Source organism: Flavobacterium azizsancarii, from assembly GCF_027980145.1.
Classification (GTDB): Bacteria; Bacteroidota; Bacteroidia; order Flavobacteriales; family Flavobacteriaceae; genus Flavobacterium; species Flavobacterium azizsancarii.
The window spans coordinates 1-21,907 of the sequence record NZ_JAMZNK010000012.1; the positions used below are offsets into that span (position 1 = coordinate 1).

A 21,907-nucleotide genomic window follows, 5' to 3' on the forward strand; every position below is an offset into this window, starting at 1 on the left:
GGGTTTAAAAATAGAAAAAAAGTTATTTCCGAAAAACATTTTGAGCTTTTAAATTTGCTCAAATATTTTTCAGAATAACTTTTCAACTTACACAGTTAGTGAGACACTACCTATAAAATATGTATCATGAACATTAATGTCTAATGTTTCGTCAGGATTAAATGTTCCGATCAATAAAACAATTATGGAAACAAACCAGAAAAGATGATAAACTTTTATTTTTTTTAAATTCATGTTTATTACTCAATTCTCTTCACAACATTATTTAAGTCCTTAACAACTGGTTTGAAAATAATTTTATTATCAGGAAAGTCTTTTTGCATATTTTTTCTTAGCTCGACAAAAGAACTGTAAGCAACTGGATCATATGAAATTGACTCATTGCAGGATATAGATATTTCGTAACTGTTATCGATTTTCTCTAAGTAGATGTATTTTGTAATAGAGTCATCAAAAAAAGTTTCTTTCGTAAAGGCCTTGGCAATTTTATTGACTTCGTTTTCATTGATATTAGTTTGGTAAACAATTTCGTGATTCATTGCTCCATACGTTTTTGTTGACTCCGAAATTCTTTCGTTTGCCGCTTCACTAAAAAAGGCAATGCCAAATATTACGCCTAAAGTTACGAGACACCCAATAAGAGATATACCTACTGTTCGCCACCAATTAAACTCTTGACCGCCATTTTGAATGTGTTGGACAATATTTTTCTCCTAATATGTTTTCGTCAGATAAGCTGCTATCCCCATATAAATAAATGGAAATACAATGTTAGGAATTTTAACGTCTTCAGGAATCATAAAAATCAAGCTGAAGATGACTATTGTCGAAAGAATTGTTATAATCCATGTATTTCTTACTTTATTATAATCGCCAAAAACTTTAAAGTTTTCAGCCATAAAATAACCCGCAACCAGCGGTCCTCCTAAAAAGGTCCCAACCCGAATTGCTTTTTCAGAATAAATTTTTTCTGTTGGTATTTCTTCGAATACTGATTTTTCAATTACTAATTCTTCCATGATTTATTACTAGTTTATTTACTGACGTTTTTTGGTCAGCAAAAGCATAAAATAAAGTAAGATATTTCGTTGAATTGGTACTTTTGCCAAGCCTAATTACATGGCTTAATTTTTCTATTGTTGGTGGTTTTAATTCTAGAGTATAATAAAGCGAATATTTCGTCTGGTTCGTTGTTCATTTATTTTATTAATGTAAAATTCATAGCAACTCAAACAAAATATAATCTCCATGTTCAGATGGACCTCTTTCTTTTTCTATGAATCCTTTTTGTTTATAAAAGGCAACGGCTTTGGTATTATTCTCAAGACATTTTAAAGTAATAGGAAAATTGGCTTTTTCAATTGCCGCTTTAAGTAATTGGGTTCCGATGCCTTTATCATGATATTTTTGATCGACATATAAATGATGAATAAAATTTTCGGGCAGCCAGACAGAGATAAAACCAACTACAACATTATCAAGAATAGCGACTAAAACTTCTTCGTCTTTAATTTCTGAATCAAAATCTTTCAAATGAAAACTAGAAGAATCAATCCACAAAAAAGTGGTTTGTCTTTCCTTTAAGAATAAGATTCTCAAAGCAGGAAGGTCGTTTTTTCTGATTTTAATTATTTCCATTATAGTTACTTGGTCTTGTAAAATGAATAAGTGCTTGTTTAGATTTCTATTTCGGCTCTAAAAACAACTACGGCATCACCTTTTATCTGAATCAATGCTGGTTTGTTGTCTTCTATACTAACTTTAACTTTTATAATTCCCAAACGGTCTATTTTTTCGCCTTGTCTTCCGTTGAACTCGAATTCATTATTTTTAAAATCAGCGATTTTGTTTTGTACCAAATAACCTCCTAAAGGTCCGTTTGCATTTCCGGTAACAGGATCTTCATTAATGCCAATTGCCGGGGCAAACATTCTGCCGTAGGTTAATATATCCTTATCGTTAGAATCGAAAGTAAAAACAAAATAACCATTACAGTTAATCTCTTTACTTAAATGTGCTAAGTCAGCATAATTGGGAGATAAGGAATTTAGTTTTGTTCTGCTTTTGATTCCTATCATTACTTTAGAATGTCCTGTTGAAGCAATCTGAATGGGACATTTTTCGTCGATATCTGATTTTTCAAGACCTAATGCTGTGATCATTTTTTGTGTTACATCAGCATCAAATGGTGGACTAAGTTCAAAACTTCCCTGAGTCATTATAATTTGATAGTCTTCGTTTTTCTTAATTATTTCAAACGGAAGAATACCCACTTTGGTTTTGAATCGTAGAATGCAGGAATCTAATTTTTCTTCGATTGCTTTTGCATACATGGCTGCAATTGTAGCATGTCCGCAAATTGGAACTTCGGTATTTGGGGTAAAGTATCGAATTACTCCATCGCAATCTGTACTGTCAGGAGGGAAAAGAAATGCAGTTTCGGAATTGTTTAATTCGCGCGCAATTTGTTGCATTTGATAATCATTCAGTCCATCTGCATTTACAACAACTCCGGCGGGATTTCCTTTGAATTTTTCTTTTGTGAAAGAATCAATTTGGTAGGTTATTAGTTTTTTCATTATGATTTTAAGCGGTATAAATAGTAATAAGATTTTTATTGATGTAATAACTGAATCATCAGCTTTTAGCCAAACGAAAATACAAATTATTATACGAAGTTTAGGTTTGGATATTATTGTTAATTGGTTCTTTTATCGTTATTGTTTTTTGCGTAATTGGGGCGATATCCTTTTGTGGCCCGGGAATACGCAAAAAAAATCCGACTTACTTTCATAAATCGGATTTTAAATAATGTCTTTATAATAATGGAACTAAATGATCCCATTTGAGTTCTTGAGCAAAATCTAAAGGTGTTTTATTGTTGTGCGTTTTCGCATTTTTATCAGCACCGGATTCTAATAGTACTTCGACAATTGTACTATTTCCTGCGATGGCTTCACGGTGCAAAAAAGTATATCCAAATTCATCCTGAGCAGTTAATTCATTAGGATTAGCTTTTATAAATTCAAGAAGACTTTCCTTCATATTCTTGCTCATAGGGTGTTCTGTAAGGTTTTCTGGCTTTTCTTTTTGTTCATAAGCAACCAGAATATCATCAAAATCCCCAAAATTTAATCCCCACGCTGCGTCATGGTCTTGTCTTTCGGTTTCGCTCATTTCTGAACGCATTGACTGTATCGTAAAACCTCCATAAGTTTTGTCTTGGGTTACAAATAACCAATCGCTAATTTGGTTTGCCGGAATCTCGACATATTCACCATTAGTAACATTAGTTAATTCGTCCGGATCATTTACCAGGATACCTTTGATTTTCTCGCCGTCAAAATTGATATCATTGATCCACATATGTTCTACCACTGTATTGCCATTTATTTCTTGTGTAAATGCCAGTTTTACGCAGGCAACGTCAAGTGCCGGAACGATTCTACGGTATTCCCAAGATAGTTCTCTCCAGAAATATTTAAAAGTTTCCTGTGCTTTTCTGAATGCGTCAATGATTTTTGGACTTTCTCCGTCGGCAAAGAATATTGGTGTATTTTCCATCACTTATATTTTTAGAATAATTATTTCTTTTTACGTAAATATAAATTTTTTGTCAGATAGTAAAAAGTGGACTTGTTGATTTTATGAATGTTTTAAGGAGTTGAGGTTTTATTTACAGCGTAAAAACAAAAAAATCCGATTTACAAAAGCAAATCGGATTCTATAAAGTAGTATTTTAATTCTATTCCAGTTTTTTTATGATCTGCGTTACTGCATTTTCTAAACCTTTATAATAATCGCCTTTTTTAAATTCGGGAATTGCAAAACTATTTATAATGCTTTTCGTTTCTTCCTCGGTTAGTTTATTGCGTGCCTCGTAGCTGCTCTGAATCTGGATTTGTCTTAACTCCTTGCTTAATACAATTAGAAATGTGGGATTCAATTTCAAATTATCGGATAGATAGTTTTTCAAATTAGAAGCATACTCCGGAACAGTTGTATAAGGTTGTATGGAAGAAATCGTGACTACAATAATTTTAGTTCCTGATTTTTTTTCAGAAGATTTTAGCGTTGTATTTAAAGTGGTAATTTGGGATGAGGTTAAGATTTTCTCGAAATCATTGAGATAATTATATGATTTTGAAAAAGTATTTTCTGTTACTGAATTTTGAAAAGTGCTTTTGTTTGACTGACCAAAAAAGGTACTTGGTAAAAGAAAAGAAATTGTAATAATGAAGAGTAGGTTTTTCATCTTAAAATAATTTTGGGTGCTGCAAAAATATCATTTTAATATTATAATCTTCTTTTGTTTTAGATCAAAAGAGGAATAATTTATTTGTCTTTTTATTGGTAATACAAATAAGTTAAATCTGATGTTTTATTAGTTTGTAAAAATGTATATTATTGTAAAAATATTCCCCAAAAGTATTTATTCTAAAGGCGGATATTCAATTCCTGCCTCTTTAATAAGTTTATATCCGTATTTCATAATTGTTTCAATTACAGGTATTGCTTTTTGTCCTTTTTCTGTTAATTTGTATTCTACTTTTGGAGGTACAGTGGGATAAACTTTTCTAGTAATTAGTCCTTTACTTTCAAGTTCTCTTAATTGGCTCGTAAGCATTTTGTCTGTAATATGCGGAATATCTTTTTTTAATTCGCTGAAACGTAAAATAGTGTTTTGTAATCTCCACAATATTGGCATTTTCCAAGTTCCGCCTATATGCGCTAAAGCAAATTCGATTGGAGTGTAATAGAGTTTTCTATCATAAAAAAAATCAGGCATTGTATAACTGTTTAAAAATCAGTTAACTTTCTTAAAAGTAAGTGTAGTACATAAAAGTAAGTAAAGTGTAAATGATTTATTACTTCTGCAAATTTGCAAAAAATAAATTTATGAAACGCACACTTTACATTTTAGCTTTAGGTACTTTCGGGATTGGAACCACAGAATTTGGAGTTATTGGAATTTTACCACAAATTGCTTCGGCTTTCTCTGTCACAATTGATAAAGCAGGATGGCTTTTAAGTTCATTTGCATTGACAGTGGCTATATTTGGCCCATTTGTAATGCTTCTGTTATCCTCAATTAATAAAAAGAAATTAATGTTGTTTGTATTGGGAATTTTTGCTATTTCAAACATTATGTCTGTATTTGCTAATAGCTTTTCGTTTTTATTAATAGCAAGAATATTGCCGGCATTTTTGCATCCGGTATTTTGGTCTATTGCTCTTGCCTTGGCAGCAAATACTTTACCTGATAATCAATCTTCAAAAGGAGTTGCCATTGTTTTTGGTGGATTTACTCTTGCCTGTGTTTTTGGGATTCCTCTGGCAACATTTATGGCAACATTATTTAATTGGCAATCGTCTTTTATACTATGTGCTATTATTAATGTTTTATCTTTTATTGGGGTATTACTTTTTTTACCATCAACTCTAATTGTTGAAAAACAAACGATTGGATCGCAAAGTAAAATTCTTAAAAAGCCTGTATTCTGGATAAATTTTATTTTATCATTTTTAATGATAGCCGCAATGTATTCTATATACGGCTATATGGCAGATTTTTTGGGTAAAATTACCGGAATGAATGGAATGCAGATTAGTTATACATTATTAATTTTTGGGATAAGCGGAGTTGGAGGTAATTGGCTGGCAGGAAGATTTTTGAGTAAAAATGTTTTGACGACTATTTTAGTCTTTATAATAGCGCTATTAATTGTTCATGTTTTGTTGTTTTTTTATGGATTTTACTATATTCCTATGTTATTGCTGGTAATGGTATGGGGTTTTGTACATACATCAGGATTTTTAATAAGCAATGTAAACCTGACTTCATCGGCGCCGGAATCTGCGGAATTTATTAATAGCATTTTTACCACATGCGGAAATTCTGCTGTAACGTTTGGTACGTTGTTAGGAGGATATTTTATATATCATTTTGAGATAAAGTATATTATTTGGTCAAGTGTTATTCTACTTGTAACTGCTTTAATTTTTTGGTTTTTAAAAAGGTTTAGTAGTTTTAAATAAAATCTTTTATAACGATCATTTGTGTTTATTAAGCGAAATAAAATTGGAAAAATGATTTGCAAACGCCTTTATAAACATAAAAAAATCCGACTTGCTTTCGCAAATCGGATTTTTAAATTGAAAATTATATATAACCGTAAAACGGTATGTTTTTACAAGTGAATTACTTCGCCGTAAGCATCAGCAACAGCCTCCATAACAGCCTCGCTCATTGTTGGGTGAGGGTGAATAGATTTAAGGATTTCATGACCTGTAGTTTCTAGTTTACGGGCTACAACTGCTTCAGCAATCATATCTGTAACACCAGCACCAATCATGTGGCATCCTAACCATTCTCCGTATTTTGCATCAAAGATTACTTTTACGAATCCGTCAGCAGCACCGGCAGCTTTTGCTTTTCCAGAAGCTGAGAATGGGAATTTACCAATTTTTAATTCGTATCCTTTTTCTTTAGCTTGTTTCTCTGTTAAACCTACAGAAGCGATTTCTGGAGTTGCATAAGTACAACCAGGAACGTTTCCGTAATCGATTGGGTCTACGTGTAAACCAGCAATTTTTTCAACACAGTTAATTCCTTCCGCCGAAGCTACGTGAGCTAAAGCTTGACCCGGAGTAACATCTCCAATTGCGTAGTATCCAGGAATATTAGTTTGGTTATAAGCGTTTACTAAGATTTTATCTCTGTCAACAGCGATTCCAACTTCTTCTAAACCTATGTTTTCAATGTTAGTTTTGATTCCAACTGCAGAAAGTACGATATCAGCTTCAAGGATTTCTTCTCCTTTAGCCGTTTTTACAGTTGCTTTTACTCCAGTTCCGGTAGTATCAATTTTCTCAACAGATGAGTTGGTCATGATTTTTACACCTGCTTTTTTCATAGAACGCTCCATTTGTTTAGAGATATCCTCGTCTTCAACAGGAACGATATTTGGCATAAATTCTACAATAGTAACATCAGTTCCCATAGAGTTGTAGAAATGTGCAAATTCAACTCCAATAGCTCCAGAACCTACAATGATCATAGATTTTGGTTGTGTTGGTAATGTCATTGCCTGACGGTAACCAATTACTTTTACACCATCTTGTGGTAAGTTTGGTAACTCACGAGAGCGAGCTCCGGTTGCGATGATAATGTGATCAGCGCTATATTCAGTAACTTTATTGTCTTTATCAGTAACGTCAAGTTTTTTTCCTGGTTTTAGTTTTCCAAAACCTTCGATAACGTCAATTTTATTCTTTTTCATTAAGAATTGAACCCCCTTGCTCATTCCGTCAGCAACGTCACGGCTGCGTTGCACTACTGCAGGGAAATCTTTATCAAATTCAGAAACCTTCAATCCGTAGTCAGAAGCGTGTTTTAAGTAATCAAAAACCTGAGCTGATTTTAGTAATGCTTTTGTTGGGATACAACCCCAGTTTAAACATACACCACCTAAGTTCTCTTTTTCAACTACAGCTACTTTAAAGCCTAATTGTGAAGCTCTAATAGCTGTTACATATCCGCCAGGACCACTTCCTAAAACAATAATGTCGTATTTCATTTTTTTGGTTTTTAGTATTTATTACCGAAAAATGAAGTTTATTCCGAAACTCATTTTTCGATTTATTCTTTTGTTATTTGTGATTGCGAATTTAAGGAATTATTTTAAAAAACACTTGAAATTTTATTTTTACCCACACTGATTTTGATCTTTTCACAGAGATAGGTCAGAATGTTAATTGTAAATTGTGAATTCTGAACTGAAAAAACAGATTTAGAAACGAAGTCTCAAATTAAATTGTTTGTCAAAATAAACAAAGTCGAAGTCTTTTCGTGTTGAAAAACTTCGACTTTGTTAAGTGTGATAGTAAGAGAATTAATAATTCACAATTTATAACTTATAATTAAACTTTAATATGTCCCCAGTTTTCACCACTGGCAATTCGTCTTATTTGCATTTCGCTCACGCCAAATTGTTTGGCGATCATTTTAAGACGTGTTTTTTGTTCAGGTCTGGCCAGGATTTTCTTGATTAACATTACTTTGGTAGTTGTTAATTTTCTTCCGTCGGCTTTTAAGTTGTGCTCGATCAGATTCTTTTTTGCCTGAATAACGCGCGGGCTTTTACGACTGTGCGCCATCATTTCGGCTTTTGTAGCCCAACGTAAATTATTTACATCATCATTACTTCGGTTGTAATCTAAATGAAGTACATAAGTTTGTTCTTCTGAAGCTTTTGGAATGAAATAATGGGCAACTAATTTGTATAAAAAAAGATATTTATTGACAATTTTGTCGTCATTTTTAACCTTAAATCTAAAGGTTGGATATCCATCACTTAGACCGCCTTTTAAAAGACGTCCGTTTTGAATTTCATCCGTAAAGCTTATAAGTCGGCCTTTGTTTGAAATTGCATATCTAAGTTGTAATGAGGCGTTTATTTCTATTTCTTTGAATTCTTCGTTTGGATAAAATCTATTTTGTGGCATTTTCTTTTGCATTTGAATTTTGTCTCTCAAAGATAAATAATTCAAAAACTATAACAATTACATAATTTCGCTCAGATATTACATTTATGATTCCTATAACGCTTATTTAACTTTTTTAAGAATTTTTTTAGCATTTCAAAATCTAATTAGCGACTGAAAATTGGGAGTCGTAGAGATTTTTGTAGTAACCATCGACTTTATTCAGTAATTCCTGATGTGTTCCTTGTTCTACAATTAAACCTTTATCCATTACTACAATTTTATCGGCGTTTACAATTGTTGCCAATCGATGTGCGATAATAATAGAAGTTCTTCCTTTAGTAATTGTCTCGGTCGCACGCTGAATCAATTCTTCAGAATATGTATCGATAGAGGAGGTTGCTTCATCTAAAATCAAAATACTCGGATTGCTTACATACGATCTCAAAAAGGCAATTAACTGGCGTTGTCCTGATGAAAGCATTACGCCACGCTCTTTTACATCAAAATCATAATTATCAGGCAAACTCATAATGAAATCGTGAACGCCAATTTTTTTGGCAGCATTAAGAACATGTTCACGGGTAATTTCCGGATTATGCAAAGTGATATTATTATATATGGTATCAGCAAACAAAAACACATCCTGCAAAACGACCGCGATTTGTTTTCTTAGCGAAGCCAAAGTATAGTTTTCGATATTATGACCGTCGATAAAAATAGTTCCGCTGTTGATTTCGTAAAAGCGATTCAGTAAATTAATGATGGTTGATTTTCCGGCACCTGTAGAACCTACAATTGCAATGGTTTGTCCGGCATCAACCGATAGGTCAATACCTTTTATCACTTCTTCTTCCGGAATATAACTAAAACGGACGTCTTTGAATTCAATACTTCCATTAAAAACAGGTGCTTCAAGCGTTCCTGTATCTTGTATATGATCTTGTGTATCTATAATATCAAATACACGATTGGCAGCAATCATTCCTAATTGCATCTCGTTGAACTTATCCGCAATCTGACGCAATGGGTTAAACAGCATCCCGATAAACATAGTGTAAGAGAATAGATCACCAAAAGTCGTAAAATGATCTCCGTTCAAAATTTTGAATCCCCCATACACCACAACTAATCCCAAAGTAATCGACGAAATAATATCAGCAATCGGGAAAAATATTGAGTTGTATAAAATCGTTTTTATCCAGGCAACCCTGTGTTTGTTGTTGATTTCCTTAAAATTATCAGCTTCGATTTTCTCACGGTTAAAAAGCTGAACAATCTTCATTCCCGTAACGCGCTCCTGTACAAACGAGTTCATATTGGCAATTTGCGTACGAACTTCCTCAAAAGCAACCTGCATTTTACGCTGGAATATTCGGGTAATGTAAACCAGAATTGGCATCGCAACGACCACAATCCAGGTCAGTTTCCAGTTCATGTAAAACATAAAAATCAGTACGACCAGCATCTTCATCAAGTCACTAATAATCATAAACAGACCCTGACTAAAAATACGAGCGATCGACTCAATGTCTGACACAGATCTGGTTACCAGTTGTCCTACCGGAACCAAATCAAAATACTTCATTCTAAAACTCAAAATATGCTTGAAAAGTTTTGTCCTGATATCTTTTACAATATCCTGTCCCAGCCAGTTGGCCCAATACACGAAGTAAAACTGTGAAAAAACTTCAAACAAAAGAACTACTCCCATTAAAACAATATACATCAGCAAACCTTCTTTGTCGTGCGTCTTGATATAGCCGTCCACCGTTTGTTTTAATAAATAGGGGCGAAGTGCAGCAAAAATCGATAATGAGACTGCAAAAATGATGACACCATAATAGCGCCATTTATAAGGTTTAGTATATTTTAAGATTCGTTTGAATAATCCGGTATCAAATGCTTTTGCTTTCATTATATTTTTTAGGAGCTATTCCTGCTTTCCGTTACAAGTTTTTCTCAAAAATATGTTTTTGTACTGTTTTTATAAAGCTTCCGCTGGTCGCTCCATAAAAACACAAAAACAATATTTTTTTTCAAAAAAGCTTTTGACTTCAATCAGGGCTATTTTATGATGTAATCGTAATCAATTTCGGTTAAATATAATCCGTGTGCCGGAACCGAAAAACCAGCTTTTTCTCTGCTTTTGCTGGCAATAATGTTTTCAAAATCGATGAGAGAAATTTTATGTAAACCAATGTTTACCAAAGTGCCTACAATGGCACGAACCATATTTCGTAAAAACCGATTGGCGGATATGGTAAAAACCAATTTGTTGTTTTCGCTTTTCCAATGGGCCTCAAAAATCGTGCAATCAAAAGTATTTACATCCGTATTTACTTTCGAGAAACATTGAAAATCCGTATGATTCAGCAAGATTTTCGCGGCTTCATTCATCAAAGCTACGTCTAATTTTTGATTAAAATACCAACTCAATTCCTCCGTAAACGGATTTTTAACAGTATTGATATGGTATTCATACGTTCTTTTTGTAGCGTCAAATCTGCAATGAGCCTCATCATGAACCGGGATAATATCAAAAACCGCAATGTCTTTTGGCAAATACGAATTTAGTTTATGCACTAAAGTTGGAACATCAAATAGAGTTTCATAATCAAAATGGCCATACATTTCCTGTGCATGAACACCGGTATCAGTTCTTCCGGCGCCCATTATATTAATCGGCGAATTTAATAAAACCGAAAAAGCTTTGTTTAAAGTTTCCTGAACAGAAGATGCGTTGGGCTGAAATTGCCAACCATGATAATGTGTTCCGTTATAAGCGAATTGAATAAAATATCTCAAAGTGAAGGTTCAAAGGTTCTGAATTGCAAAGGTACAAAGATTTTCTTTAAAGGTTCAAAGTAGCAAAGCAACAAAGGCTCTGAGGTTTTAATATTGTGCTTTGACATTATAATCGAATGTGTTTAAATTATAGGTCACATAAGAAAAACTTAGAATCTTAGCAACTCAGGCCCTTAACAACTATAAAGAAAAACCTTTGTACCTTTGCGCCTCTTAAACCTTTGTTTGCTTCAAAAAGAATGAAAAAAATACTTCTCCTCTCAGATACTCACAGTCATATTGATGATACTATTTTAAAATATGTAAATCAGGCAGATGAAGTTTGGCATGCAGGAGATATTGGAGATTTGAATGTTACGGATACGATAAAGAAGCTAAAACCTTTACGATGCGTTTACGGAAACATTGATGATGCACAAGCGAGATTAGAATTTCCGTTGCATAATAGGTTTTTATGCGAAAATGTTTCAGTTTGGATCACTCATATCGGTGGTTATCCCGGAAAATACAATCCGGCGATTAGAGAAGAAATGGCTCTGAATCCGCCTAAATTATTCATTTGCGGACATTCGCACATTTTAAAGGTAATGTTTGATAAGAAACATAATCTCTTGCACATGAATTCCGGTGCAGCCGGAAAAAGCGGTTTTCACCAAGTGCGTACTATGTTGCGATTTGTTATCGACGACGATAAAATTAAAGATTTAGAGATCATCGAGATCGGAAAGAAATAGTCTTGCTTAATGCGGTAACGGTATTCTGATTTTAATCGAAGTTCCTTCATTTTCTTTTGAGACAATTGCAAAACTTCCCTTATATTTTTTGATTCGTGCCCTGATTCGGTTCAGGCCAAAGCCTTCGACCTCATTTAATTTTTCGGGTTTAAAACCTTTTCCGTCATCATGAATGATAATGGTAAATTGACTATTACTTTCCTGCAATGAAATTTGAGCTTTTTTTGCGTCACTATGTTTTATAATGTTGCTGAATAATTCAGACACAATAAAATAAACCTTCATTTCAAACTTTTCCGTATACCTTTTATCAGTTGGGATTGCACTTGAAAATTCGAAATTAATACTCGAATTAGAGTTCCTTTCGCATAAGTCTTCCAATGCATAAATTAGTCCAAAACGAACCAAAAGGGTAGGGATCAGGTCATGAGACATATCACGCAAGAGATCGTGTGCTTCTTGAAGTATATTTTTTGCTTTCTGAATTTCGTCAGATTTTATATTGTTTTGTGCCGTAAAAGTATTCAGGTGCAAACCTACAGAAGACAATAATGAATTAATGTTGTCATGTAAAAAAGAAGCAATTTTTTTACTTTCGATTTCATGACTGTCAATTCCTGCGTTAATAATATTAAGGAGTATTTTTTGTTTGGTATCTTTCCGTTTAATTTTCTGTTTTAATTTATTATTCTGATAAAAGAAATAAAATAAAAAGAACAATATTATGACAAGAACAATAGATAAACTAACAATTTTTTTGTTTCTCAGTTTTTCAAATTTCCTTGCTTCGGGAAAAATATTTTTTTTAACGATTTCCTGACTTATACTATCGGATTGTGTTGGAGGTAGAGTTGACTTTTGCTGACTAAACAAAATAGTCCCACTTGTAGAAGTGAAAAAAAGCAATAGTATAAAAACTCTCAGTAACCCCATAAATAATTACGTAATAGATTTTGACTTTAAAATAAGACTAAGGATTTATTAAGTTGTTTTTTAGCGCATACTTTACAAGCCCGATAGTGTTTTTGGTTTGTAACTTTTTCATGATGTTTTTTCGATGGGTTTCTACCGTATTCACGCTAATAAAAAGTTGTTCGCTTATTTCTTTTCCACTATATTCAAGTGAGATCAACGTAATAATTTCGATTTCGCGAGCACTTAATATAGGATTCTCAATATAAAGCGGTTTGTTTAATTTTGGATTGTTATTTGCAAAACTATTAAAGATTTTCTCTCTTACAGCATCACAAAAGTATTCTTGTCCCTGATAAACACTTTGGATGGCTTCTATGATATTTTCACCGGCACATTTTTTTGTGAGATAACCTTTGGCGCCTAATTTCATTACTTCTTTTATGATTTTTAAGTCATCATAACTGGAGAGGATAATCACTTTGCATGGAAATCCTTTTTGGCTGAATTCTTTTAATACTTCGATCCCATCTTTTTTAGGCATACTAATATCTAAAACTAAAATATCGGCTTTGTTATTAATGACATCATCATAAACAGTAGTTCCGTCTAATGAATTACCTACAACTTCAAAGTTATTTACGGTTTGCAGCAAATTGGTAAGGCCATCAATAAGTACTTGATGATCATCGGCAAGATGTATCCTTATTTTGTATATCATGATTGTTTTTGGAACTAAAACGCAAATTTATGAAAAAAATATCTTACAAAGCTGTTTTCGGTCTTTGTTTAAGATGATATTGGGAGTGATTATAAAATTTAAGGCACAAAAAAACCCGAATTATAAAATTCGGGTTCTCTTCGCACAAAAAACTTAAGTTTATAGGTTTACCTCAAACGGTCTACAGATTTTACAAGATCTTCATCCTTCTTGATGGCCTTATTAGCTAAAACTAATAATACGATAGCAACAATTGGTAGAAACATCCCAATACCTTTCTCTGAAACAGCAACTGTTTCTCCAGATAGATTTAGAGAGCGATATACAAACAATCCTAATAAAATTAAATTTAATATTATGTTCAGTCTGCCCATGACAAACTGATTTTGTCTTTTTTTGTATGAAATGATACTGAAAACAGTTAAGACAGTACTTAAACCTAATAACACAGTATAAAACTGGTCCTGCATAAAGTAAAATGGTTTCCCATTATTTAATGTCCAAAGCGGAATAAAAAACAGTAATACACCTGTAATTATAAAGGTAAGAATTAAATATACGGTCTGAATTCGTTGTATCATGGTGTGAAATTGTTTTACAAAAATATATTTTCTTTTTTTAAAATACTATTGTATGATTAAATTTTATTCGTATTATTGCATCATAATACCGTAAGCACTTCATACTGCGGTCAATTGAAAACAATTATCTACCTATTCTTTTTACAGTATTTCCGTTAAAATAATTAAATTCATAGAACATTCATGTTTGATATTTCTGCATTAAAAGAAATGAAGCTTTCTGAGCTTCAAGAAATAGCTAAGTTAGCTAAAACTATAAAGTTTACCGGTGTCAAAAAAGAGACCTTAATTAGTCAGATTTTAGCACATCAGGAAATCACTGTAGCACCACCTGTTAGTGCTGTAACTGAAACGGAGAATATTGATGATAAGCCTAAAAGAGCAAGAATTGTTCCTGTAAAAAAAGCAGCCATCAGTAAAAATGCTCCAGTTTTAGAATTTGATAAAATAGAGGAAACTCCAGAAAAAATAGAAACTCCTGTAGTTGTAAAACAAACTCCGGCAGCAAAAATAACTCCTAAAGCAAAAGCTCCAATAGTTAAAGCAGTTGCAGAAATAAAGGAAGTTGCAGAAGTTAATGAAACTCCCGAAACTCCCGAAGTTAATGAAGCTCCTGAAGTTAAAGAAGCTGCAGAGAATGAAGTAACGGAGAAAAAAGGACCAAAAATCGTAAAATTTAATAAATCAGCTTACGAGAAAAAGGTCGCTTTGCAAAAAGAAAAAGAAGCCACAAAAGAAGCAATTCCGGAAGGCGAAGCTGTAGCAGAAACTTCGACTGCTGAAAAAACAGAAGCACCGCTTTTAGTTAAAAAGGTCAATCCGAACCAGATTAAAAATCCAAACCAGAGTCCCAGCCAAAACACTGCAGCTCCACAGAATCCAAATCAAAATGGAAACACAAACGGAAATGTTAGTAACGGGAATCAAAATCCAAATCATAAAAACAAAAAGAATAATTTCAGGGATTCAGACTTTGAGTTTGATGGAATTATCGAAAGTGAAGGTGTTCTTGAAATGATGCCGGATGGTTATGGTTTTTTACGTTCATCAGATTATAATTATTTAGCCTCTCCGGATGATATTTATTTATCAACTTCACAAATCAGATTATTTGGTCTTAAAACCGGAGATACTGTAAAAGGAGTGGTTCGTCCTCCAAAAGAAGGCGAGAAGTTTTTTCCATTAGTTCGTGTACTTAAAATCAATGGTCACGACCCGCAAGTTGTTCGCGACAGAGTTTCTTTTGAGCACCTTACGCCAGTTTTTCCTTCTGAAAAATTTAAATTAGCCGAAAAAGGCAGTTCAGTTTCAACCCGTATTATCGATTTATTTTCTCCTATCGGGAAAGGACAGCGTGGTATGATTGTAGCTCAGCCTAAAACGGGTAAAACAATGTTGCTAAAAGACATTGCAAACGCAATTGCAGCAAATCACCCAGAAGTGTATCTTATCGTTCTTTTGATTGATGAGCGTCCTGAAGAGGTTACAGATATGCAACGTAGTGTTCGTGGAGAAGTTATTGCTTCTACCTTTGACAGAGAACCACAAGAACACGTGAAAATTGCTAATATCGTCCTTGAAAAAGCAAAACGTTTAGTAGAATGTGGCCACGATGTAGTGATTCTTTTAGATTCGATTACACGTTTGGCAAGAGCTTATAATACAGTTCAGCCAGCGTCCGGAAAAGTATTAAGTGGTGGTGTTGATGCAAACGCATTACAAAAACCAAAACGTTTCTTTGGGGCGGCAAGAAATGTAGAAAATGGTGGTTCATTAAGTATCATCGCAACTGCATTGACTGAAACGGGTTCTAAAATGGATGAGGTGATCTTTGAGGAATTTAAAGGTACTGGTAACATGGAACTTCAATTGGATCGTAAAATCGCAAACAAACGTATTTTCCCCGCAATTGATCTTACTTCGTCAAGTACACGTCGTGATGATTTATTATTAGACGAAAAAACATTACAAAGAATGTGGATTATGCGTAAATATCTATCAGATATGAACCCAGTAGAATCGATGGATTTTGTAAACGAACGTTTCAAGAAAACAAGAAATAACGAAGAGTTTTTGATCTCTATGAATGACTAGTGGAAAGGCTCTAAGTTGCTGAGGTACTAAGTTCCTAAGGTTTTCTTAGAATATATAAATATAAAAAAGGGATGAGTTTTTTTAACTCATCCCTTTTTCTTGTCCAAACTTTATGTTTGTTATTTGTTTTGGATTCTGTTTTTTCTAAACCTGAAGATTCGCGACTTTTAACAAGACGTTCTGCTGCGCGTCTTTACTTTAAAAACTTAGAACCTTACTTAGTGCCTTAGAGGCTACTTTTTATCAACTACCGGTCTGTTTTCTCTATTGGCTAAATCCCAGGCGATAACGAATGCTAACTTCGTTCTTTTTGTTAAGGCGTCGTATTCGATTTTTTCTGGTTCGTCACCTTTTCCGTGATAGTCTTCATGAACTCCGTTGAAGAAGAAAACTGCAGGAATACCTAATTTTGCAAAGTTATAGTGATCAGAACGCTCGTAGAAATGATTAGGGTCTTTAGGATCATTAAACTTAAAGTCTAAATCTACTTTGGTGTATTTCTCATTTTGAGCCACGACAATATTATGTAGATCTGTTGATAATCTGTCAGCGCCAATTACATAAACATAGTTATTAGTTTTGGCATGTTCTACATCGCGACGTCCAATCATATCAATATTAATGTCGGCAATGGTATTGGCAATAGGGAATAAAGGATTTTCAGAGTAATAACGAGAACCGTGTAAACCATGTTCTTCTCCGGTTACGTGCAAGAAAAGGATAGAACGTTTTGGTCCGTGCCCGTTTTTCTTCGCTTTAGCAAATGCTTTTGCCATTTCTATTAATGCAACAGTTCCTGAACCATCATCGTCAGCACCATTATATACATCACCATTTTTTATGCCTACGTGATCATAATGAGCAGAGATTACTAAGACTTCATCCGGTTTTTCAGAACCTTCAATATATGCCCAGATGTTTTCAGAATCCGGTAAGTTTTCATTTCGTCTTGCATTCAAAAAAGCGGCAGGAATGTGCTGGTAAAAATCCGTGGCTCCTTTAGGAAACGAAACGCCGTTTTTCTTGTATTGTTCGATCATATAAACACCGGCTTTTTTCTGTCCTTTAGAGCCGGTTTCTCGACCTTCCATTTCGTCAGAAGCAATAACATACAGCATTTCTTTTAAGTCTTTCTCCTTGATGGCTTTTATGTATTTGCTTGGATCTGAATTGTCTTTTGATGCAGCCGACTGCATATTCTTGCATGAAAAGGCAGAACCAATTAATAATAGGAGTATGATTTTTTTCATTTGGTATTAGTGTAAATTGATAAATGTATAAAAGGCAAAGACAATGAGTAAAAATAAGATAAAAAATGAATTTATGATAAATAATACCATACTTTTAGTGAAAGACACAATTCTTGATTCGCCATAAAATCTATGATGAGCAGGAAAGAAATAATAAAATGCCCATGCTATTCCAATAAATGTAATGCAATTAATTATAAAATTTACAAAAGAAAGGTTTATCAAGGCGCCTAATTTTTCAATAGAAAAGAGCATTAAAAATATGAGTAATAAAAATGAAAAATAATGTAGTGTGAAAATTCCGTGGTCAAAATAGTACCAACGCTTTTTATTATGAAAAAGCCATAAAAAGAAAGCGAAAAAAGGCATGATAATAAATAAAACTTTAGGCAAATTATGTATAAAAGATTCTATGAATTTATCGAGAACTTCCCGACCACTATTTTTGTCTTTTATGAGCTGCACTTTTCTATTGATCCAATAACCAAAGTCAGAAAGCTTTTCAGATTTTGAACCGTATTTTTGAATGGAATCGATTTGCTCAACAGATTTATATCCTAAATTGATTAATTTGTCATCACTTTTTTTGGGGTTATCCAACAGATCCTGAATTGCTTTTTTGTTTTCTTCAGATATTGATTTAGAGTTTAGTAAAGTTTGTACATCCTTATCTTCATTTAATGAATTAGTAGGAGACGAAACTTTTTCTTTAACTTTTTCTAATTTAGAAGATTCATGGACAGTATCATTTACATGAACTGGAAACAGAGCAATTAAAAGAAAAGTAATAAAACTGATGAAGATATATAGACGCACAGGAGCTAAATACGACAATCGTTTTCCTGAAAGATATTCTTTAGTTAAAGAAGAAGGTTTAAATAAAAGGTTTTTAATGGTACGCCAAAAAGCATTTTCGTAATGCGTCAGATCTTCAAAGAAGTGAATAAATAAATGGTGAAATGTTTTTCGGGAATCGGTATTTTCCTGCCCGCAATTTGGACAAAATTTCTGCTCAACAACGTGCCTGCAATTCAAACAGGTTTTGTCTTTTCTAATCGGACTATGTGACATTTGATGTAAATTGGTTTGGTTTTGGTTGTTATTTTTTACCCACAGATTAGGCCGGTTTAAACGGGTTTAAGCTGGTTTCTTTTCGCCACAAATTTCACAAATTAGCACGAATTAATTTTTATAAAATCTGTGTAAACCCGTTTAATCTGCACCATCTGTGGGCTATAAAGTGCTATTTTTTGAATACTTCATTCAGGAAAAGCTGTAAATGCTCAAATGATCTCTTTGCAGCAACAGGATTGTATGCTGCACCTTTTGAGTTGTCACTTCCAGCTTCAGGATTGGTGAAAGAATGTACTGCGTTTGCATAATAAATCATTTGCCAATCGGCTTTTGAGTCGCGCATTTCTTGCTGAAAAGCAGTGATTTCTTCTTTTGATTCAAACGGATCATCAGCACCATGGCAAACTAGTACTTTAGTTGTTATTGGTTCAACTGGACGGCTTGCATCTTTGCCTAAACCTCCGTGAAATGAAGCAACGCCTTTTAAATTCAAATTTCCGCGGGCAGCTTCAAGAACTCCTGTTCCGCCAAAACAATATCCTATAGCAACTATATTATCTGCGTTTGCTCCTGATTTTACTAATTCTTTTAGGGCTGCATCAATACGTTTTTGATAGACTTCGTAATTTTTTTTGTAGTAACCGGCTTGTTTTCCAGCTTCGGCAGTATTTGTTGGGTAGTTTCCTTCGCCATATATGTCTGCGATGAAAACATTGTAACCTAATTTAGATAAATTTTCTGCGATATCTTTAGACGCTTTATCAATTCCAAGCCACGCCGGTAAAAGTAAAATACCTGGATTTTGAGTGCTTTTCTTTACAGATTTTACAAATAATCCATTTAACGCCTGAGAACCGTCTGTATATTTTACAGCTTTTAATTGTGCATTTATAGTGTTAGAAAACAAAATAGAAGCAAACAGAAGAAGAGACAGATTTTTCATAGTTTTGCAATTTTTAACAAATATCTGAAATATTATGTTACAAAAAAACCTCGAAAGGTATTTCTTCCGAGGTTTCTAAGTTAATTTTTAAGCTAAAAATCATTCGCCGGGATGATATGTTTTTTTAGCATTTTTAAGTACATCTTCTTTATAAAATAAAACATCTTTAAATTGTCCTTTTTGATACATTTCTGCCTGATCATCAAAATGTCTTGAATTGGGATCACTGCTGTTTCCTCCCGCCAATAATGATTTTGCCTTTATTTTTGGTCCAAATTCAACAGCACATACAAAACTGTTTCCGTTGTATCCGTAACGTTTCTTTGAGCTATTTTGATAACTGCTTTTAAAAGAGGGCAGACTTCCCCAGGAACCGGGACCAAAAGCAATTGGTAAACTTGGTCTCGAGTCGTCGTATTTTAAATCTATATCGCCGCTGGAACGCTGAAAACGGTTTATTTCACCCCAGGCAACTTGCCAGGTTCCCCATTTTGATTTTAAATCTTTTAGAACTTCTTGTAATTGAGGCAGGAGTTGTTTGACAGTCGCATTCTTTGCAAAATTTTTAGTATTCTCCACCTGATCTAATTCTCCTTCGTCAATGTATGCTTTTAAGATAATCGGATCCAATTTATACGCCCATTCGACCGCTAATGTTGTGGCTATTGAATTTTCTTTGGCATAATAATCCCAGTTCTTTAAAATGGTAATAGGTTCGATTAGTTCAGCATACTCCGGATCTGTAGGTTTAATATTTTTTTCGAAAACAGAAATCAAACTTGGAACCAGAATTTCAAAAATTGATAATTTAGTATCATATCCGTCCGAGATTACTTTGTCTAAAGTATAATGATCGCCTTTGGTGAAAATACGAACGGCATTTATTCCTCTAAAATTTTCTCCGTCCGGTGCCATATAAGGAAGGTAGTTTTCTTTTTTAGGGCTATTTTCTCCGGCAACAGAATAGGGTGTTGAATTACAATTTTGCAGCCACCCGTTTACCGGATTATAAATATGCACGGTTTCGTCTACTTCATGCAAACCCTTCCATTGTGTAGATGAAATAGATCCGTCAACGACTTTTGCCCAATTGAGATTTTTATCCCGTATTGGGATAAAGTTACCGTGCCAATAAGCAATATTTCCTTTACTGTCTGCATAAACGGTGTTGTTGGATGTATTGGCTTTCAAATTCATTGCCTTTTTGTACTCTTCGAAATTGGTCGATTTTGTTCTGACCCAACTCTGAATCAAACTTGTCATCGAACGATTGTTCGATTTTAAGCTAATCCATTTCCCGTCACGTTTTGCCATAACTGGACCATTGTTGGTAAAATAGGTTTTGAATTTTTTTGGGATTAGTTTACCGTTTTCACTATAATTGATTGTAATTTCTTTTTCGATAACAGGCAATAGTTTTTTATCGAATTCATAAAATAATTTACCGTTTTTATTGGTGATTTTCTCGGCATACATATCTGCAACATCTACGTTTGATGAAGTGTGCATCCAGCCGCAATTGTCATTAAAACCCTGATAGATAAAAAATTGTCCCCAGGTTACAGCTCCGTAAACATTTAAACCTTCTTCGCTTGTAATCTGAACCTCAGGTCTAAAGTAAAATGTAGTATGCGGATTAATGTACAAAATAGCATTTCCATCAACAGTTTTCGATGGCGAAAAAGCAAATCCATTGGAGCCGGTTTGCACATTTTTTTTTCTCTCAACATAAGCGACTTTATCATTGTTGCCGGAATAAAAGGCTTTTAGTTCTCCTGTCGAAAGATCAGCGGTACTAATGGCGCCAATACTTCCGTCTGTCCATAGCAAAGGAAACCACGGTTCAAAATGTGTTAAAAGAGCTGGTTTTATTTCAGGATGTTTGTATAAATAAAAGTTGATGGCATCAGCATAGCTGTTCAAAATTTTTTTAAGCCAAAGCGGTGCTTTTTTATAATCTGATTTTGCTTCTTCGGTATCAATCAAAAGACGGATTTCTAAATCATTGTATAAAACCGATTGGCCTTTTATCTCAGAAAGCCGACCCAGTTTTTCGATATAATTCATTTCGATACGTTTAAAATCATCTTCGCATTGCGCATATAATAACCCAAAAACCGCATCAGCATCTGTTCTTCCATAAACATGCGGAATTCCCCATTTGTCTCTGATGATAGAAACCTGTTGCGCTAATTTTTCCAGACGAATGACTTCTTTTGTATTATTTTTTTGTGCAGTAATCTGAAAATTGATGCAACAAAAAACAAAAAATAGTTTTAATATTTTTGGGTAATTGAACATGA

At 33.7% G+C, this 21,907-nt stretch carries 21 protein-coding genes; 3 read left to right on the top strand and 18 right to left on the bottom strand.

The features are described from left to right. Positions 1-239: 239 nt before the first annotated feature. From NJT12_RS09525 to NJT12_RS09555, 7 genes are all read right to left on the bottom strand, one after another. The gene (locus tag NJT12_RS09525; RefSeq protein WP_271335664.1) at positions 240-539 is read right to left on the bottom strand and encodes a PX domain-containing protein; all 300 of its coding nucleotides are present in this window, start codon (positions 537-539) and stop codon (positions 240-242) included. 174 nt (positions 540-713) lie between these two features. After that, on the bottom strand, positions 714-1,019 hold the full coding sequence (locus NJT12_RS09530) for a hypothetical protein (RefSeq protein WP_271335665.1): 306 nt from the start codon (positions 1,017-1,019) through the stop codon (positions 714-716). A 199-nt stretch (positions 1,020-1,218) separates the two neighbouring features. Continuing rightward, positions 1,219-1,638 (bottom strand): GNAT family N-acetyltransferase, encoded by a 420-nt coding sequence (locus tag NJT12_RS09535; protein ID WP_271335666.1) that lies wholly within the window; start codon positions 1,636-1,638, stop codon positions 1,219-1,221. Positions 1,639-1,676: 38 nt separating this feature from the next. Beyond that, the gene (locus NJT12_RS09540; RefSeq protein WP_271335667.1) at positions 1,677-2,579 is read right to left on the bottom strand and encodes a PhzF family isomerase; all 903 of its coding nucleotides are present in this window, start codon (positions 2,577-2,579) and stop codon (positions 1,677-1,679) included. Between the two features lie 238 nt (positions 2,580-2,817). Then, positions 2,818-3,564, bottom strand: a complete 747-nt coding sequence (locus NJT12_RS09545) for a DUF2314 domain-containing protein (protein ID WP_271335668.1) — start codon at positions 3,562-3,564, stop codon at positions 2,818-2,820. Positions 3,565-3,745: 181 nt separating this feature from the next. Further along, positions 3,746-4,255 (bottom strand): TPM domain-containing protein, encoded by a 510-nt coding sequence (locus tag NJT12_RS09550; protein WP_271335669.1) that lies wholly within the window; start codon positions 4,253-4,255, stop codon positions 3,746-3,748. A 177-nt stretch (positions 4,256-4,432) separates the two neighbouring features. After that, positions 4,433-4,789 (bottom strand): winged helix-turn-helix transcriptional regulator, encoded by a 357-nt coding sequence (locus tag NJT12_RS09555; RefSeq protein ID WP_271335670.1) that lies wholly within the window; start codon positions 4,787-4,789, stop codon positions 4,433-4,435. A gap of 110 nt (positions 4,790-4,899) precedes the next feature. Between NJT12_RS09555 and NJT12_RS09560 the strand changes: the two genes are divergently transcribed. Beyond that, entirely contained in the window at positions 4,900-6,039 is a 1,140-nt protein-coding gene (locus NJT12_RS09560; protein WP_271335671.1) for an MFS transporter, read from the top strand. A 152-nt stretch (positions 6,040-6,191) separates the two neighbouring features. Here the strand turns inward: NJT12_RS09560 and lpdA are convergent, their stop codons facing one another. From lpdA to truA, 4 genes are all read right to left on the bottom strand, one after another. Continuing rightward, positions 6,192-7,580 (bottom strand): dihydrolipoyl dehydrogenase, encoded by a 1,389-nt coding sequence (gene lpdA / locus NJT12_RS09565; protein WP_271335672.1) that lies wholly within the window; start codon positions 7,578-7,580, stop codon positions 6,192-6,194. Between the two features lie 343 nt (positions 7,581-7,923). Beyond that, complete coding sequence (locus tag NJT12_RS09570; RefSeq protein ID WP_271335673.1) at positions 7,924-8,508, bottom strand: NUMOD4 domain-containing protein; 585 nt, start codon at positions 8,506-8,508, stop codon at positions 7,924-7,926. A 142-nt stretch (positions 8,509-8,650) separates the two neighbouring features. Next, positions 8,651-10,405 (bottom strand): ABC transporter ATP-binding protein, encoded by a 1,755-nt coding sequence (locus NJT12_RS09575; RefSeq protein ID WP_271335674.1) that lies wholly within the window; start codon positions 10,403-10,405, stop codon positions 8,651-8,653. Between the two features lie 149 nt (positions 10,406-10,554). Then, positions 10,555-11,295 carry a tRNA pseudouridine(38-40) synthase TruA gene (gene truA / locus NJT12_RS09580; RefSeq protein WP_271335675.1) on the bottom strand — a complete coding sequence of 247 codons (741 nt, stop codon included), beginning with the start codon at positions 11,293-11,295 and terminating at the stop codon, positions 10,555-10,557. Between the two features lie 239 nt (positions 11,296-11,534). Between truA and NJT12_RS09585 the strand changes: the two genes are divergently transcribed. After that, complete coding sequence (locus tag NJT12_RS09585) at positions 11,535-12,029, top strand: metallophosphoesterase family protein (RefSeq protein WP_271335676.1); 495 nt, start codon at positions 11,535-11,537, stop codon at positions 12,027-12,029. 6 nt (positions 12,030-12,035) lie between these two features. Here NJT12_RS09585 and NJT12_RS09590 read toward each other — a convergent pair whose 3' ends face one another. From NJT12_RS09590 to NJT12_RS09600, 3 genes are all read right to left on the bottom strand, one after another. Continuing rightward, positions 12,036-12,962 carry a sensor histidine kinase gene (locus tag NJT12_RS09590; RefSeq protein WP_271335677.1) on the bottom strand — a complete coding sequence of 309 codons (927 nt, stop codon included), beginning with the start codon at positions 12,960-12,962 and terminating at the stop codon, positions 12,036-12,038. Positions 12,963-12,999: 37 nt separating this feature from the next. Continuing rightward, complete coding sequence (locus tag NJT12_RS09595; RefSeq protein ID WP_271335678.1) at positions 13,000-13,662, bottom strand: response regulator; 663 nt, start codon at positions 13,660-13,662, stop codon at positions 13,000-13,002. Positions 13,663-13,829: 167 nt separating this feature from the next. Then, positions 13,830-14,243 (bottom strand): DUF4293 domain-containing protein, encoded by a 414-nt coding sequence (locus tag NJT12_RS09600; RefSeq protein ID WP_271335679.1) that lies wholly within the window; start codon positions 14,241-14,243, stop codon positions 13,830-13,832. 183 nt (positions 14,244-14,426) lie between these two features. Between NJT12_RS09600 and rho the strand changes: the two genes are divergently transcribed. Next, positions 14,427-16,337 (top strand): transcription termination factor Rho, encoded by a 1,911-nt coding sequence (gene rho / locus NJT12_RS09605; protein WP_271335680.1) that lies wholly within the window; start codon positions 14,427-14,429, stop codon positions 16,335-16,337. A 233-nt stretch (positions 16,338-16,570) separates the two neighbouring features. Here the strand turns inward: rho and NJT12_RS09610 are convergent, their stop codons facing one another. The 4 genes from NJT12_RS09610 to NJT12_RS09625 form a co-directional block, all read right to left on the bottom strand. After that, the gene (locus NJT12_RS09610) at positions 16,571-17,587 is read right to left on the bottom strand and encodes a M28 family peptidase (RefSeq protein WP_271335681.1); all 1,017 of its coding nucleotides are present in this window, start codon (positions 17,585-17,587) and stop codon (positions 16,571-16,573) included. A gap of 6 nt (positions 17,588-17,593) precedes the next feature. Then, positions 17,594-18,658 (bottom strand): DUF3667 domain-containing protein, encoded by a 1,065-nt coding sequence (locus NJT12_RS09615; RefSeq protein ID WP_271335682.1) that lies wholly within the window; start codon positions 18,656-18,658, stop codon positions 17,594-17,596. 172 nt (positions 18,659-18,830) lie between these two features. Then, positions 18,831-19,604 (bottom strand): dienelactone hydrolase family protein, encoded by a 774-nt coding sequence (locus tag NJT12_RS09620; protein ID WP_271335683.1) that lies wholly within the window; start codon positions 19,602-19,604, stop codon positions 18,831-18,833. Between the two features lie 99 nt (positions 19,605-19,703). Then, a complete protein-coding gene (locus NJT12_RS09625) occupies positions 19,704-21,905 on the bottom strand; it encodes a penicillin acylase family protein (protein ID WP_271335684.1) in 2,202 nt (733 codons plus the stop codon). Positions 21,906-21,907 lie beyond the last annotated feature (2 nt).

What these genes read in the sequence shown, in the direction of transcription:
- NJT12_RS09525 (WP_271335664.1), bottom strand. Translation starts at nt 539, where the DNA reads ATGAATCACGAAATTGTTTACCAAACTAATATCAATGAAAACGAAGTC.
- NJT12_RS09530 (WP_271335665.1), bottom strand. Translation starts at nt 1,019, where the DNA reads ATGGAAGAATTAGTAATTGAAAAATCAGTATTCGAAGAAATACCAACA.
- NJT12_RS09535 (WP_271335666.1), bottom strand. Translation starts at nt 1,638, where the DNA reads ATGGAAATAATTAAAATCAGAAAAAACGACCTTCCTGCTTTGAGAATC.
- NJT12_RS09540 (WP_271335667.1), bottom strand. Translation starts at nt 2,579, where the DNA reads ATGAAAAAACTAATAACCTACCAAATTGATTCTTTCACAAAAGAAAAA.
- NJT12_RS09545 (WP_271335668.1), bottom strand. Translation starts at nt 3,564, where the DNA reads ATGGAAAATACACCAATATTCTTTGCCGACGGAGAAAGTCCAAAAATC.
- NJT12_RS09550 (WP_271335669.1), bottom strand. Translation starts at nt 4,255, where the DNA reads ATGAAAAACCTACTCTTCATTATTACAATTTCTTTTCTTTTACCAAGT.
- NJT12_RS09555 (WP_271335670.1), bottom strand. Translation starts at nt 4,789, where the DNA reads ATGCCTGATTTTTTTTATGATAGAAAACTCTATTACACTCCAATCGAA.
- NJT12_RS09560 (WP_271335671.1), top strand. Translation starts at nt 4,900, where the DNA reads ATGAAACGCACACTTTACATTTTAGCTTTAGGTACTTTCGGGATTGGA.
- lpdA (WP_271335672.1), bottom strand. Translation starts at nt 7,580, where the DNA reads ATGAAATACGACATTATTGTTTTAGGAAGTGGTCCTGGCGGATATGTA.
- NJT12_RS09570 (WP_271335673.1), bottom strand. Translation starts at nt 8,508, where the DNA reads ATGCCACAAAATAGATTTTATCCAAACGAAGAATTCAAAGAAATAGAA.
- NJT12_RS09575 (WP_271335674.1), bottom strand. Translation starts at nt 10,405, where the DNA reads ATGAAAGCAAAAGCATTTGATACCGGATTATTCAAACGAATCTTAAAA.
- NJT12_RS09585 (WP_271335676.1), top strand. Translation starts at nt 11,535, where the DNA reads ATGAAAAAAATACTTCTCCTCTCAGATACTCACAGTCATATTGATGAT.
- NJT12_RS09590 (WP_271335677.1), bottom strand. Translation starts at nt 12,962, where the DNA reads ATGGGGTTACTGAGAGTTTTTATACTATTGCTTTTTTTCACTTCTACA.
- NJT12_RS09595 (WP_271335678.1), bottom strand. Translation starts at nt 13,662, where the DNA reads ATGATATACAAAATAAGGATACATCTTGCCGATGATCATCAAGTACTT.
- NJT12_RS09600 (WP_271335679.1), bottom strand. Translation starts at nt 14,243, where the DNA reads ATGATACAACGAATTCAGACCGTATATTTAATTCTTACCTTTATAATT.
- rho (WP_271335680.1), top strand. Translation starts at nt 14,427, where the DNA reads ATGTTTGATATTTCTGCATTAAAAGAAATGAAGCTTTCTGAGCTTCAA.
- NJT12_RS09610 (WP_271335681.1), bottom strand. Translation starts at nt 17,587, where the DNA reads ATGAAAAAAATCATACTCCTATTATTAATTGGTTCTGCCTTTTCATGC.
- NJT12_RS09615 (WP_271335682.1), bottom strand. Translation starts at nt 18,658, where the DNA reads ATGTCACATAGTCCGATTAGAAAAGACAAAACCTGTTTGAATTGCAGG.
- NJT12_RS09620 (WP_271335683.1), bottom strand. Translation starts at nt 19,604, where the DNA reads ATGAAAAATCTGTCTCTTCTTCTGTTTGCTTCTATTTTGTTTTCTAAC.
- NJT12_RS09625 (WP_271335684.1), bottom strand. Translation starts at nt 21,905, where the DNA reads ATGTTCAATTACCCAAAAATATTAAAACTATTTTTTGTTTTTTGTTGC.